Source organism: Denitromonas ohlonensis (genome assembly GCF_007625205.1).
Taxonomy (GTDB): domain Bacteria; phylum Pseudomonadota; class Gammaproteobacteria; order Burkholderiales; family Rhodocyclaceae; genus Nitrogeniibacter; species Nitrogeniibacter ohlonensis.
Genome location: NZ_VMNI01000013.1, coordinates 48,919 through 63,130, shown reverse-complemented (window position 1 = coordinate 63,130; position 14,212 = coordinate 48,919). Strand labels below are relative to the sequence as shown.

9 protein-coding genes are annotated in these 14,212 nt (G+C 59.9%); 1 reads left to right on the top strand and 8 read right to left on the bottom strand.

Annotation, left to right across the window (positions count from 1 at the left end; all coding sequences use genetic code 11):
• Positions 1-54: 54 nt before the first annotated feature.
• The gene (locus FHP89_RS13580) at positions 55-1,176 is read right to left on the bottom strand and encodes an NAD(P)-dependent alcohol dehydrogenase (protein WP_144178436.1); all 1,122 of its coding nucleotides are present in this window, start codon (positions 1,174-1,176) and stop codon (positions 55-57) included.
• A gap of 221 nt (positions 1,177-1,397) precedes the next feature.
• Here FHP89_RS13580 and FHP89_RS13575 point away from each other — a divergent pair, with 221 nt between their 5' ends.
• The gene (locus FHP89_RS13575) at positions 1,398-2,720 is read left to right on the top strand and encodes a DUF1329 domain-containing protein (protein WP_144178433.1); all 1,323 of its coding nucleotides are present in this window, start codon (positions 1,398-1,400) and stop codon (positions 2,718-2,720) included.
• A gap of 32 nt (positions 2,721-2,752) precedes the next feature.
• Here FHP89_RS13575 and FHP89_RS13570 read toward each other — a convergent pair whose 3' ends face one another.
• The 7 genes from FHP89_RS13570 to FHP89_RS13540 all read right to left on the bottom strand — a co-directional run bounded on the left by FHP89_RS13570 (position 2,753) and on the right by FHP89_RS13540 (position 14,128).
• The gene (locus tag FHP89_RS13570) at positions 2,753-4,321 is read right to left on the bottom strand and encodes a long-chain-fatty-acid--CoA ligase (protein WP_144178431.1); all 1,569 of its coding nucleotides are present in this window, start codon (positions 4,319-4,321) and stop codon (positions 2,753-2,755) included.
• A gap of 35 nt (positions 4,322-4,356) precedes the next feature.
• Entirely contained in the window at positions 4,357-5,145 is a 789-nt protein-coding gene (locus FHP89_RS13565) for an enoyl-CoA hydratase/isomerase family protein (RefSeq protein ID WP_144178429.1), read from the bottom strand.
• A 14-nt stretch (positions 5,146-5,159) separates the two neighbouring features.
• Complete coding sequence (locus tag FHP89_RS13560; RefSeq protein WP_260851605.1) at positions 5,160-7,151, bottom strand: acetoacetate--CoA ligase; 1,992 nt, start codon at positions 7,149-7,151, stop codon at positions 5,160-5,162.
• Between the two features lie 37 nt (positions 7,152-7,188).
• Positions 7,189-9,612: an efflux RND transporter permease subunit gene (locus FHP89_RS13555; protein ID WP_260851604.1), complete on the bottom strand. Its 2,424-nt coding sequence runs from the start codon at positions 9,610-9,612 to the stop codon at positions 7,189-7,191.
• A gap of 17 nt (positions 9,613-9,629) precedes the next feature.
• Complete coding sequence (locus FHP89_RS13550) at positions 9,630-10,754, bottom strand: WD40/YVTN/BNR-like repeat-containing protein (RefSeq protein ID WP_144178427.1); 1,125 nt, start codon at positions 10,752-10,754, stop codon at positions 9,630-9,632.
• Positions 10,755-10,905: 151 nt separating this feature from the next.
• Complete coding sequence (locus FHP89_RS13545; RefSeq protein ID WP_144178425.1) at positions 10,906-12,249, bottom strand: DUF1329 domain-containing protein; 1,344 nt, start codon at positions 12,247-12,249, stop codon at positions 10,906-10,908.
• A 25-nt stretch (positions 12,250-12,274) separates the two neighbouring features.
• Positions 12,275-14,128 (bottom strand): DUF1302 domain-containing protein, encoded by a 1,854-nt coding sequence (locus tag FHP89_RS13540; protein WP_144178423.1) that lies wholly within the window; start codon positions 14,126-14,128, stop codon positions 12,275-12,277.
• Positions 14,129-14,212: the final 84 nt, after the last annotated feature.

Genomic DNA, 14,212 nt, shown 5'->3' with positions numbered 1-14,212 from the left:
TCCTTCCTTGTTTTTTTAAGCATTTAACGAATTGAACAACGCTTTCCATGCACATCAGAACGTCAGCACGGGCTTGATCGCCTCTCCGGTCGCGGTCGCATGCATCGCTTCGTTGATCTGGGCAAAGGGATACTTCCGGATGAGCTTGTCGAAGGGGAACTTGCCGGCCTTGTAGAGTTCGACCATGCGCGGAATGAACTGCTGTGGATCGGCATCGCCCTCGGTAATCGGACGCAAGGTAACGCTCTTGGTGAGCAGATCCATCAGCGTGGCCGGTACCGGCGCTTCTGGCGCGGCGAAGCCGAGCATGCCCACCGTGCCGCCCGGCAAGGTGCAATTGATTGCGTTACCGATGACCGGTGAAATACCTGTGGTGTCGATGCTGTGGGTGACACCGCCACCGCTCAGCGCCTTGATCGTGGCCACCACGTCGTCGCTGGAGTGGGGGTCGATGACATGGGTGGCGCCGAGCTCCGTCGCCAGCGCTCGACGGTCGGCATTCGGCTCAACCACGATGACGCTTGACGCTTCCACCGCCAGCGCGCCCAGCAAGGCACTCAGGCCGACACTACCGCCACCGAATACCGCCAGCGACTGCCCGGCCTTGAGCCCTACCGAATTCATGGCCGCACCCGCGCCGGTCTGCACCCCGCAGCCGAGCGGCCCAAGGATGTCCAGCGGCACGTCCTTGTCCACCTTCACGGTATTCACTTCGCGCGCCATGGCGTAACTGCCAAAGGACGACTGGCCAAAGAACAGCGTGGTGACCGGATTGCCGTTGGCGTCCAGCGTCGTTCCCCCCTCGACGCGCTGCGCGCCACCGAAATTCAACGGCATCATCTGCAGGCAGTTAGACGGATGATCGTGTTCGCAGTTGCCGCAGTGCCCGCAGGAATTGAAGGACAGCACCACATGATCGCCCGGCTTGACGCGGGTGACCGCCTCACCGACCGCCTCAACCACACCCGCCCCTTCATGGCCCAGCACAATGGGCAGCGGCACGGGGAAGGCATCGCGGCAAACGATGTCGGTATGGCAGACACCGACACCCACGATGCGCACCAGCACCTCGTCGCCCTTGGGCGCACTGATACGGACGTCCTCAATAGTGAGCGGACCGCCCGCAGCACGCAAAACGGCTGCACGGGCGGCGGTGAAGTGGTGTTCGGTCGTCATTGTCGTTGTCTCCTGATCGTTCTGGGCTGTTCGGCGCCGACGCATGCAGCGAATAACAGCGCCGTTGCATCAGTCACCATCCGAAATTTCATATGCTATCGTATCGTATGCTTTAGCTTCAGAAAAAGTTGATTGTCCGACCACCATCTTCATCGCACACCCGCGAGGTTGTACCTGACGAAAGTTGGGGAAACGCCAACCGGGCGAGAAGGACCGCTGACATGCGTTTTGGCCCACCTGCCATCCTCCAAACCTGCGCCACCGCGGGACTGCTGATGTGTTTGAGTGTCAGCCCGATCGCCCGAGCCACCGACGCCCTGACACCGACCGGTGCCGAGCGTGCCGGAAGCGCGGATGGCCGGATCCCGGCATGGCGCGGCGGATTAAGCACGCCACCACCGGGGTGGCAACCGGAACACGGCTATCCAGACCCCTTTGCGGACGAAGTACCGCTGTACGTCATCACACCCGAGAACATGGCGGCCCATCTGGCCGAGCTGTCGCCGGGTTTGCAAGCCTTGCTAAAGCAACGCGCCGGCATGCGCATACCGGTCTATCCGACGCATCGCACACTCGCACTTCCACAATCGGTCTATGACGCGACAGCAAAGCAGCGCGGTCAGGCCCGTGTCGACGGCAAACGCATGCTGAACTACCACCAGCCGGCGATTCCCTTCTCGAAACCGGAAAACGCAGCGTCAGTGATGTTCAACCATTTGAATCGCTGGGCCGGCGGCGTGTCCTCGTGTTCCGACTGGCTACCGATCCACGGCAGCGGTAGCTATTACCGGGTGGGTTGGTGTCAGACCATCGTGCAGGCAACACACATGGATCGCCTGTCGCAGGACGGCGATGGCACCTACTTCCTCGGTCGCTACGATGCACCCGCCTCGCTGCTGGGGACGATCTATCTGGTGCACGAACCCTTGGATACGGCCGGCGACCAACGTCGCGCATGGATCTACAACGCCGGTCAGCGCCGTGTTCGCCGAGCGCCCAACCTGGCCTTTGACAACACGGCCGACGGTACCGAAGGTTTAGCGACCATCGACGATGGCGGCGGATTCAACGGCTCGCTGGAACGTTACGACTGGACGCTGGCCGGCAAGCGCGAACTGCTGATCCCCTACAATGCCTACAAGCTCGCCGACCCGTCGCTGCGCTATGAAGACATGCTCAAGGGCGCACTTATTGATCCGTCGCTGATGCGCTACGAGCGTCATCGGGTGTGGGTCGTCGAGGCGACACTGGCACCGGGCATGAGCCATGTGTACCAGCGACGTACCTTCTATATCGACGAAGACAGCTGGCAAATCGTGATGGCGGAGGCCTACGACGGCCACGGCGAATTGTGGCGGGTCTCGCTGCTCCCCACGATCCAGCTCTGGGATGTGCCGGTAATGATCCCCCGGGCGCAGATGATCCACGACCTGCACAACGGCGGGCTCTTGGTCACCGGTCTCGACAACGAGCGGCGGAAACCCTCAATGCGCTGGAATGTTGAGGGGGAACTGAAAGCATTCATGCCCAACGCGCTGCGCTAATAATTTGGGGGCCGAAGCCCCCAAGTTCGTACTCAGCTATCGCTCGTCATTGGCGGTGCATACTGCTTGCGCAGCGCAGTTTTTAGCACCTTGCCAGTGGGCGTCATGGGGAGCGCCTCGGCGAAAATCACCTGCTTGGGCGCCTTGTAGGCGGCAATCAACTCACGGCAATGCGCAATCAGTTCTTCCGCGGTAGGCGCACTACCTTGTTTCGGTACAACCACCGCAGCCACCCGCTCGCCCCAGCGCTCATCGGCCAGACCGATAACAGACACCTGCGAGACCATCGGATGCTTCGAGAGCGCTTGCTCGACTTCCGTCGAATACACGTTCTCGCCACCCGAGATGATCATGTCTTTAGTGCGATCGACCAGATACAGCAGACCGTCGTCACCTCGGTAACCGGCGTCACCCGAGCGATACCAGCCGCCAGAGAGCACCGCTTCGGTCATCGACGGTTTGTTGAGATAGCCCTTGAACATGGCTGGCGACCGGATGAGGAACTCACCGATCTCACCATTGGGTAGATCATCACCCGCCGCGCTGACGACCCGCACGTCCACCAGAGGGATCGGTGTGCCGCAGGACTTGAGCTTGGCTTCGTCCTCAAGGTCATGCTGTTCGGGCCTGAGCAAGGTGACAGCACCGAAAGTTTCGGTGGCACCGTAGAATTGCATGAAGTCGCACTTGAGCGTGGTCATCGCTCGCTTGAGCAGCGGCGCCGTGATCGGCGAGCCGGCGTACATCACCATACGCAGCGAAGACAGGTCCGCCTCGGTGCAGGCCGGATGATCGAGAATCATCTGCAGCGCGGTCGGCACCAGACAGAAGATGCTCACGCGGTCGCGCTCAACGGTCTGGATCAAGGCCGGAATATCCAGCCCAGGCAAGATCGACAATGGAACACCGTTGTACAAACCCTGCAGCGACAGCCCGGTTCCCACCAGATGGAAGTTGGGCATGACGAACATCATCACGTCGTTCGGCTTCCACTCGAACGCCGGTTCGAGATGCTCACACAGACGCATGTAGTTCATGCCCCCGTGAGTCAGCTGAACGCCCTTGGGCTGACCGGTCGTGCCCGACGTATAGAGCAGCACGGCAGTGTCTTCGGGGCGTAGCGCTTGTTTCGGATCGACGTCGCTGCATCGGGACAGCCGGTCGGTGAGCTCGGTCGCAGCATCCGAGTTGGAATCGAAATCGATGGTCGGCACCTCAATCGCGGCGCCATCCAGGCTTTTGGCCAGCACCGGGACGCAGTCGATGTCGACGAGAATCAGCTTGGGCTGCGCATCTTCAATCACGCTCCGCAATTCCAGCGCCGAAAGCCGCCAGTTGAGCACCACCAGCGTGCATCCCGCCTTGGCGGCAGCAAACAGCGCCTCAAAGTACTCGATGGAATTCTTGCCGTAGAAACCGATCACCGAGCCCGGCGGAATGCCCGCTTCGATAAACAGGTTAGCCAGTCGACTCGAAGCCTGATCAAGCTCACGAAAGGTTTCCCGCCGCCGAGCCGTCATGAGCGCAACGCGCTCACCCGAAGTGCGGCCGTGGTAGCGCGGGATGTCCGCCAGATTGGCAATGTCAGCATGCAGCCACATGGAATGTCCCTCTTTTCGGCAATAAGGCGCTGCGATCAGCGGCCCTTGAATGTAGGTCTTCTTTTTTCGGAAAAAGCCAGGATGCCCTCGCGGGCGTCTTCGGTGCCCGCCATGCGCGCCAACGACTGCGCCTCGTCCTCAAGCTGCGCTTCAAGCGACTGCTGCATGACGTTGGAAAACAATCGACGAATATCGCCGTAGGCTTGCGTCGGTCCGTTGGCAAAGCGCCTGGCGGCCGCTTCGGCGTCGGCCTGCAGTGCCTCGGCATCGACGACAAAGTCGACCAGTCCGCAATCGGCCGCGGCCGATACGTCAAGGGTTTCGTTGCACAACAAAAAGCGCTTGCCGCGGGAAACCCCCATGCGTGACGCCAATGCCTTGGAGGACCCCGCATCGCAGCTGTAACCGATACTTGGGTACGCCGCACCAAAGGAGGCAGAGCCCGAGGCATAGACCAGGTCGCAGGACGCCACCAAGCCCACCGCACCGCCCATCGCCACGCCATGCACGGCCACCACGGTGGGCGCGTCGAGCCGCGCGATGCGCGCAATCCCGGCGTGCAAGGTTCCAGTCCATTCACGGATTCGCTCAGGCAAGACATCCAGGTTGCGGGTGAACATGCGAATGTCGCCACCGACACTGAAGTACTTGCCGCGCGCCGTAATAAGAATCGCGCGCAGCGTCCTTTCGCTGGCGAGCGCATTGGCCAGTTCCAGCCATTCGCGACACAGGGTCGCATTGAACGGGTTGCCCTGCTCGGCCTGGTTCAGGGTCACCCGCGCCAGGCCATCGTCCATCACCATGTCGATCGATTCGAAAGTCATCGTCGGCTCCGGGCTCAGGCGCGTAATTCGTCGCGGTGACGGAAATGTTCTAGTGCATCCGGATTGGCCAGCGCCCCGGTGTTGTTCACCGCTTCACCATGCACCACCTGCCGAATCGCCAGTTCGACGATCTTGCCGCTCTTGGTGCGGGGAATGTCGCTCACCTGCACCACCCGCGCCGGCACGTGGCGTGGCGTGGTGTTCTTCTTGATCTGCTGCTTGATGCGTTCGATCAGCGGCGCGTCCAGCACGAGGCCATCGCGCAAACGCACGAACAGGACCACACGCACATCGGTCGGTTTTTCGGGTGGCCAGCTCTGGCCGATCACAGCCGACTCCACCACCTCCTCGATCTGATCCACCTGGCGGTAGATCTCGGCGGTGCCGATACGCACCCCGCCAGGATTGAGCGTCGCGTCCGAACGGCCGTAGATGATGTAGCCGTCACGCGCGGTGATCTCGCAGAAATCGCCATGACACCAGATACCATCGAAGCGATCGTAGTAGGCCGCGTGGTATTTGCTGCCGTCCGTGTCGCCCCAAAAGTACAGCGGCTGGGTCGGGAACGGGCGAGTACACACCAGCTCGCCTTTGCGATCGCGAACCGGGTGGCCCGTTTCGTCGAACACCTCGACGGCCATGCCCAACTGGGCACACTGAATTTCACCGCGATACACGGGTAGTACGGGGTTGCCACCAACAAACGCACCGAGCAGGTCGGTGCCGCCGGAGATGGACGAAATCAGCACCCCCGGTTTGAAGGCGTTGTAGACGTAGTCATAGCCCTCGGCCATGAGCGGAGAGCCGGTGGAAAACAGCACCTCCACCGAACTCGTGTCATGCGTCTCGATGGGCTTGAGATCGAACTTTGCGCACGCCTCGAGGAACTTGGCGGAGGTACCAAAGTGCGTGAAACGCTCGGCCTGCATGTAGTCGAACAACACCCGGTTGTCCGCGGCAAAAGGGCTGCCGTCATAGAGCATGAGGGCCGCGCCCGACGCCAGCCCCGAGGCCAGCCAGTTCCACATCACCCAACTGCAAGTGGCGAAATAGAACAGGCGGCTGCCTTCGCGGAGGTCACCATGAAGCTGGTGCTCCTTCAGGTGCAGCATGAGCGCGCCGCCGGCACGATGCACAATGCACTTAGGCACCCCGGTGGTGCCGGACGAAAAGGCGATATAGAGCGGATGATCGAAAGGCAGCTGCTCGAAATCGATGGTGTCGACCTCCGCGTACGGCGCCGTGAGATCGTCCAGCGTGACGGCACCGGGAATACCATCCGTGGGCTGATCAAGGCCGAGATAAGGGCAGATCACAAACGTATGGACGCTCGGCAGTCCGGCCGCGATGTCCTTGAGCTTGCTGAGGCACTCGTGCTTCTTGCCGTTGTAGATATAGCCGTCGGTGGCGAAAAGCATCACCGGCTCGGTCTGGCCGAAACGGTCAAGGATGCCTTGCGGACCAAAATCCGGTGAGGCCGAACTGAAGATAGCGCCGACGCTCGCCGCCGCCAGCATGGCAATGATGGTCTCGGGGGAGTTGGGCATGAAGGCCGCAACCCGGTCGCCCGCCTTGAGTCCCTTGGCGCGCATGGCCGCGGCAAGGCGTGCCACTGCGGCGTAGAGATCGTCACGCGACATGCGCCGCTTGACCTGATCCTCGCCCCAGAACACCAATGCGTCTTCACTGCCACGGAAACGCAGCAGGTTCTCGGCGAAGTTCAGCCGCGCGCCGGGGAACCAGGAAACCTGCTCCATGGTGTCACCCTGCTCAACCACCACGTCACCACGGGCACTGGACACCATGGCGCAGTAATCCCATAGGCCCGTCCAGAATTCATCGGCGTGCTCGACCGACCATCGGTGCAGCGCATCGTAGTCGTCGAACTGACGCGTAAAACGCGCCTCCATCGCGACGGCAAATGCCGCCATGTTGCTTCGGGCGACCTGCGTCGCGGTGGGGACGGTGGCCGCCCCCCCAACGCTCATCGGGGCACTCAACGGCATGCCAGACACTCCTTGCTTACGTTGCTCAACCCGGCGCTCATGCCTTGGCCTTGGGTTTGTTACCAATCACGAAGGCGGCAATGGCTGGCATCAGCAGCACCGCGCCGAACAGATTCACCAGGAACATGAAGGCCAGCAAAATGCCCATGTCAGCCTGGAACTTGAGGGTCGAGAACGCCCAGGTCAGCACCGAAATCGTCATGGTCACGGCGGTGAATACCGAAGCGGTGCCGCGTTCCTTGAGCGATTGCACAAAGGCTTCCTGAAGGCTTCGACCGCGCTCTTCCATTTCGTGGCGCAGGCGCTCGAAAATGTAGATGCCATAGTCAACGCCCACGCCGACCGCGATGGCAATCACCGGCAACGTGTTGACCTTCACACCGATACCCAGCGCGGCCATGGTCGCGTTGCACAGCAAGGTCACCAGCGCCAGCGGCACGATGATGCAAAAAGTGATCCGGAAGGACCGGAAGGTCACCAGACACAAAACCGCCACCGAGGCGAACAGTGTGAAGTTCACCCACTTGTCGGAACGCTCCACCACTTCGTTGGTGGCCGCCATGACTCCCACGTTGCCCGATGCCAGACGAAACGTCAGCTTGTCGGAGTCGTTCTCCGCCTTGAAAGCTTTGATGCGATCAACAATATGGTTGATCGTCGTGGCCTGGTGGTCGGTGGTGTAGATCGACACCGGCATCGCGGTGCACCGCGAGTTGCGATACTCGTTCCCCAGCCGGGTCGCCATGCCGATACCCTGCGCGATCTGGGGTACCGACTCGGGCAGCATGCGCCACTGATACCAGCCCTCGGCAAAATCCTGAGTGACCGCACGAATGAATGACGACAGGCTGCGCACTGCCGCAACGCCTTCGGTCTGCCGCATTTCGAAGTCGAACTTCTCAACCTTCTCCTGAATCTCACGCTGCACACAGGGCGAGTCGTCACCCGGCGCTTCGGCAATCACCTGCAACAAATCGACGCCGATGGCGAAATTGCTGGTGATCATCTCCACGTCCTGGTTGTAGCTTGAATCGGCACGCAGCTCTGGCACACCTTTGCCCAGATCACCAATCTTGAGGTCACCAATTTTCCAGACGCCAACCGCGACGAGTGCCGCACAGACCATCAACGGCACAATGGCGCCTTTCGGCGTCGTCAGCACGCCGAGCTTTTCCCACAGCGCATAACCAGCGGTTTCATGGCCGTGCAGCTTGCTCGCGGTCTTGGCCGAGAACTTCATGTAGGAGAGCAGGATCGGTAGCAGAATCTTGTTGGTCATGATCATGACCGTGACGCCAATGGTGGAGGTATAAGCCAGTTCGCGCACAATCTGGATGTCAACCACCGCGATCACCATGAAGCCAAGCGCATTCGCCAGCAGCGCCGTCGCGCCGGGAATGAACAACTTGAGAAAGCAGTTGCGCGAAGCGGTCACGCCATCGTGGCCGTGCAGGGTTTCGAGCTTCCAGGCGTTGGTCATCTGCACCGCATGCGAGACGCCAATGGCAAAAATCAGGAAGGGCACCAGAATGGACATCGGGTCGAGCCCCATGCCGATCAGCGGCAGGATACCCAACAACCAGATCACCGGAATCAGCGCCGCCACCAGCGCCCAACTGGTCAGCATGGCCGAGCCGGAATACCAGAACAACAGGATCGCCGTGATGAAAAACGCGACCACGAAGAACAGCATCACACTGGAAGCACCGGCCGCGATATCCGAAGTCGCCTTGGCAAATCCGATGATGTGCACCGAGACCGTGCCATTTTCGTACTTGGTCCGAATCTGCTCGAGCTTCTCGCCGACCTGGTTCAGATCGAGTGCACCGCCGGTATCCGGATCGGTCGCCTGCAAGGTGGCGACAACCATCGTCGCGGTCTGATCAGCCGATACGATTCGACCCACCCAGTCCGACTTGAGCAAGTTTTGGCGAACCTGCGCCAACTCCTCCGGCGTGCCCGAAAAATCGGCGGGAACAATATTGCCGCTCTTGAATCCCTCCTCGACCACCTCGTTGTAGCGCACATTCGGCGTCACCAAGGAGGTGAGCGAACTGCGTTCCGTGCCCTTGATGTAGAAGAGCTCCTCGGTAATGCCACGAACGATGTCAATCACTTCCTTGCGATAAATGTCGCCTTCGCGCACCTTGATCGCCACCAGCACTTTGTCGGCACCACCGAAATCAGCCCGATATTCGGTGAAGGTCTGCATGTACTCATGATTGAGCGGGATCATCTTCGAAAAGCCCGCGGTCACCTTGAGCGAGGTCGCCGACCAGCCGAGGAATATCGTGAGGAGAATACCGAGAACAAGCAGCGGCATGCGCCAGTGGAAGGTGTAGTAAGCCACCGTTCCAATAAAGCCACCGGAAAACTCCTCGGGCCGGAACTCGCCATGCACCGACGATGCGTCGCCGCTGCTGTCCGGGTGTCCCATTTGTGATTCAGTCTTGTTTTGCACGATCACTCCAAACACGATTACCGGCTGACCGGTGCTTTATTCGGGGGAAGCCGGCCGGCGGCAAGATAGCCGACATACACAAGGTCGCCATCCTCGGCATACATGGCTTTGGCCACAGGCGTTCCTTCCGGCACATACTGCAGAGCGAATTCATTCACTCCACCATCGCTGACTGCGACCAGGCCGTTGTTGCCGGAAATCACCACGCGTCCATCGGCGGTGACGTAACCGCCATTGAGCGCACTCTTGGAATCAAAAGGGACTTGGCGCCAGCTCACACCGCCATCACGCGTGCGGAAGACGTTGCCGCGCATGCCGTAGGCCAGCAGATCGCCGTCACCCAAGGCGATCAATCCAAAATACGACCCCTGATAAGGGGTTTCGAGCTTCGTCCAGTGCTCGCCACCATCGTCTGAACGAGCAACCGTTCCGGTCTCTCCGACGAGATAAAGCGAGTTGCCACTTTCAACGATCTTCGAGATATGACGATCGAACTCTTCGTTGATGACACTACGGCGCTCCCAGGTTTTTCCCTGGTCTTCACTTACGAGATACATACCGTAGGCACCAAAGCCCAGCAGTCGGCCATCTTTGAGCAGCGTCACGCCAAGAATCGAATCGCCGCCGGTGTCGGGCACATCGATCGCGAGCCAGGTCTGACCGGCATCATCGCTGCGCACGATCGAACCACCATGTCCGACGGCCACCAGCGTGTTTTCATTGACAACAACGATGGCAACAAGCGTGCGGGTGGTCGGCGCCTGAATGCCGAGCCAGGTCTTGCCGCCGTCCTTTGAGCGCATCACCACACCACGCTCGCCGACACTCAGAAATCCGCCGTTGTACTTCACCAGATCGAACAAGGCTGTACGCTCTGCCCGAACCGGATCGCTTCCTCGCGACACTGCGGCCAAGGCTTCAGACGACGCGGATGCGGTCACCTGAAAACAAACCAGCGTCAGGCTTGCCGCACACCAAACAAGGGCGCGACTGGCTAGCCCTCGCACTACCCGATCGACGCCATTGAAAGGCGCATGGATGGGCACTGACGCCAGCCGCGCGACATCCTCCACCGGGCTCCGGTTCGCTTTCATTGACTTTGTCCCCACTGTTTTATCTGGTGCTTTTTTTAGTGTTTGCACCGGCTCATCCGACGTCCGATTCGGTGCCCCGACGGATCACCGCAGACGAGGCCGTGTCGCACGGTTGTTGCATTGAAGTGTGATCGCGATGCGCCGGCCGCCCCCCTGCCGAAAGATCGGGGAACTCGACCGGCGCCTCGTCAGGCTGGGATCAGCGAACCCCGCGACGACGAATGGCCGCAGTGCTGAAATCGTCCGCCTTACCCTTCTGGTTCCACTCGTACGCAGGTTGCGGCCGCTCGTTGATGAGAGCAGTCACCATGTAGTTGCCATTAGTGATATCCAGCGTCACGAAATTGGTCTGGAACATCACGCCTGCGTCGTAGGCCTGAACCAACGGGTAGGTATAGACACGCCACAGGTTGCCGCGCCCGTCGTAACCATCAGCCAGTGCGACGGTGTGGCTGTCTTCATCGAGGTAGAACACCCGCTTGGAAAGGACATGCGCCGTACCCGGCTTCAAGGTCGCCTCGACCACCCAGACACGATGCAATTCATAGCGCATCAAGTCCGGCTTCAGCCCGCCTTTGTCGACCATGTCCGCATACTTGAGCTCGGGGTTCATCTGCTTGTAGGCGTTGTAAGGAATGAACATCTCCTTCTTGCCCACCAGCTTCCAGTCGTAGCGATCCAGGGCACCATGGAAGCCCCAGTAGTCGTCGGTCGTGCGCAGGCCTTCGGTACCATCATCGATGTTGTCGTAAGCCAAATCGGGCGCACGACGAACGCGGCGCTGGCCGGCGTTGTAGATCCAGGCCTCCCGGCTACCCTCGGTGTAGTCGATCGGATCATGCACCAGATAAATCGTGCCGATCAGGGTCGACGGCGCGTCATAGCCGCCAAAGAATGAGAACACGCGGTTGTCCTGACGGGGCTCGAAGTTCTGCCCTTGAACCATATGTTCGCAGAAGCCCACCCGGTAGTAATCGCCGCTTGAGCGCACTGGCAGCCAGTCACGGCAGGCCTTGTAACCACCGAAGTACTTTGTGGTGTGGTTGTACATCGCCTCGACACCACTCTTCGGCACCGGGAACGGCGTACCGGGCAGGTCGTAGTTCTGAATATCCAGCCCGGCCACCTTGGCAGTCGCCGCGCCCTTCTTGGTTGCCTCATAGACTTCCGTCGGGTGCGCAAAGGTCCGGTGGGTCTTATAGACGGGCATGGCCTGATTCGGGAACTTCTTGAGCATCGCCTTCATGCCCGGACTGACTTTGTCCCCGTACTGGTCAACGTTGGCCGCGGTGATCGTGAAAAGCGGCTTCTCGTCCTTGAACGGATCAGCGTAGCCTTTCGTCCGATCCCAACCCGCCGGCGGCTTGGTCATGCCGCCCGTCCACTCGGGAATGGAACCGTCGGCATTCCCCGCCTTGATGGCGCCGTTCGGCGTCAGTTCGGTACCGAGCTTGGCAATTTCGTCCGGGCTCATCTCGGCATGAAGACTCGGTGCGCCCGCCAAAAGAAACGCGGACATCAGTGCTGCTGCAATGGGTCTCATAGTCGTATGTCTCCTGATCTGCTTCTTAGAATGAGGTGCTGAACGTGGCGGAATAGAAGTCGCGGTCGCGCAGCGGGTCGAAGTCCGCGTTCGGGTTGTACTTCACCGCGTTCAACTCAAGGGTGTATTTCTTGGCGTACGAAAATTTGGCACCCAGGCCAAGCGCCATGCGCCCTTCGGAGAACTGGCTATCGACGGACCAGCCTTCCACGTCGTGCGCAAAGTAGACGCTCGGGGTCACGGTGACGCCGCTATTGAGTACGTTGTTGTAGGTCAGATCCATCTTCAGGCGATAGCCCCAGGCAAATGGCGTGATATAGCCATTGCTGGAAGTCGAGCAGCCTTCCTGGTTGACGTTCAACGCGCCGCAAGTCGAACCGCCATACGTGGCGTCAGAACCCGGACCGAAGATGAACGGCCGGTTGTAGCGCAAATCAGTATCCAGATCATTCCACTGAAAACCGACCTCACCGACAAACAGGTATTGATCTGCACCAAGAATGCGGTTACCCACCTTGATGGTGTTGAACTGCAACTGGGTCTTGTTCGTGCGTGTGTAGCCGGCTAGGTAGCCGTCCGAGCCAAGCGCCTTGATCGCACCGGCGCCATACGGCCCAAAAGGAATCGACGAGCCATTGACAAGACCGGTGGCACCCAGGCCGGACAACAGCAGATCGTTACCGTCAATCTGAGCCGGAACGTCCTTGCTATAACTGACTTCCGCACCGACCGACCATCCATACAGGTTGGTCGCCAGACTCAGACCGTAGATCTTGATGTCTTCCGGATACTCCCACTTGGCAGCGAATGGCACATTAGATCCAGCACCGGTCTGACTGCCGAATTGCAGCGAGATCACCGGGGTGCGCGAATGAATATTCATCGCGTACACACCGATCTCCGAGTCAATGGCTTCGGCGTAGGTGCGGAAAGCAATACCGTACTGTCCCGAGTCTGAAGGCTTGTTGCCCTCAATGGTATTGACGAACAACCCACCCGCTTCGCCTTGCGGAGAATTCACCAAACTCACCGCGTTGTTACAAGACCCCGGATTGACGCCAATAGCGCCACCCGCCACGCCCCAGTAGTTACCGCAGCCCGCCTCGATCGGCGTATTGCGCCACTTCCACTGGTAGAACATCTCGACGTTGCCCAGATCTCCCAGTGTCTGGTTCGCCAGCACGATCGGCACTGGCAGGAATACTTCCTTCACCTGAGCGCCAGGCTTGCGGAACGACGGCACATCGATCGGGTTGATCTGATTCACACCCTGAATGAAAAGACTTTCGCCCCAGTTGACGACCTGGTTACCCACCCGAAGCTGCAACGGATTGCCTGCCACCTGGAAGGTGTCATAGACATAGGCGTCGAGCAGGTAGGTGCCGCTGAAACGGGTCAGCCGTTCGTACTGGTGGTCTGACAACGGTTCACGATCGCCCAGCGAATTGGTGCCGGCGTTGTAGTTGTTGTAACCATTCGGCTGGTTACCCAGGCGAACATTCTCGTCTTGCAAGTCGTAGTCGTACCACGCCTTGCCTCGGAAGAAGGCGCCCATGGTGCCCTTGCTGATACCAACTTCCGTAATGAACTTAAGCTGCGTCGTGAACGTATCGCCCTCACCGTAGTTGAGGTTTCCGACGTCGATCGTGTTGTTACCCGTGCCGTTGGTTTTTCCCACCAGCGCACCGTTGGCCTTACCGTACAGAGTCGAGTCCGGATTCTTCGCGCGCCAGCTGGTCCCCAGCGACAGCGACGAGCTCCAGTTGCCCTTCCAGCCGTCACCAACTTCAAAATCAACCGCGTGCGCGCCCGCGGAAAATGCCATGGTGATCGCCGTAGCGATACATGACTTCGATAAAAAGACTTTTCTGATTGCCATGCGGTTGTCTCCTTCTTATATAGATGTGCCGAACCTGCTACCGCTCCTGCATCACGACCACGCCGCTACAGCGCGCGCGTTTGA

Coding starts and splice junctions, on each gene's coding strand:
- FHP89_RS13560 (WP_260851605.1), bottom strand. CDS start 7,151: ATGCCGTTGAGTGCCCCGATGAGCGTTGGGGGGGCGGCCACCGTCCCC.
- FHP89_RS13545 (WP_144178425.1), bottom strand. CDS start 12,249: ATGAGACCCATTGCAGCAGCACTGATGTCCGCGTTTCTTTTGGCGGGC.
- FHP89_RS13580 (WP_144178436.1), bottom strand. CDS start 1,176: ATGACGACCGAACACCACTTCACCGCCGCCCGTGCAGCCGTTTTGCGT.
- FHP89_RS13565 (WP_144178429.1), bottom strand. CDS start 5,145: ATGACTTTCGAATCGATCGACATGGTGATGGACGATGGCCTGGCGCGG.
- FHP89_RS13540 (WP_144178423.1), bottom strand. CDS start 14,128: ATGGCAATCAGAAAAGTCTTTTTATCGAAGTCATGTATCGCTACGGCG.
- FHP89_RS13570 (WP_144178431.1), bottom strand. CDS start 4,321: ATGTGGCTGCATGCTGACATTGCCAATCTGGCGGACATCCCGCGCTAC.
- FHP89_RS13575 (WP_144178433.1), top strand. CDS start 1,398: ATGCGTTTTGGCCCACCTGCCATCCTCCAAACCTGCGCCACCGCGGGA.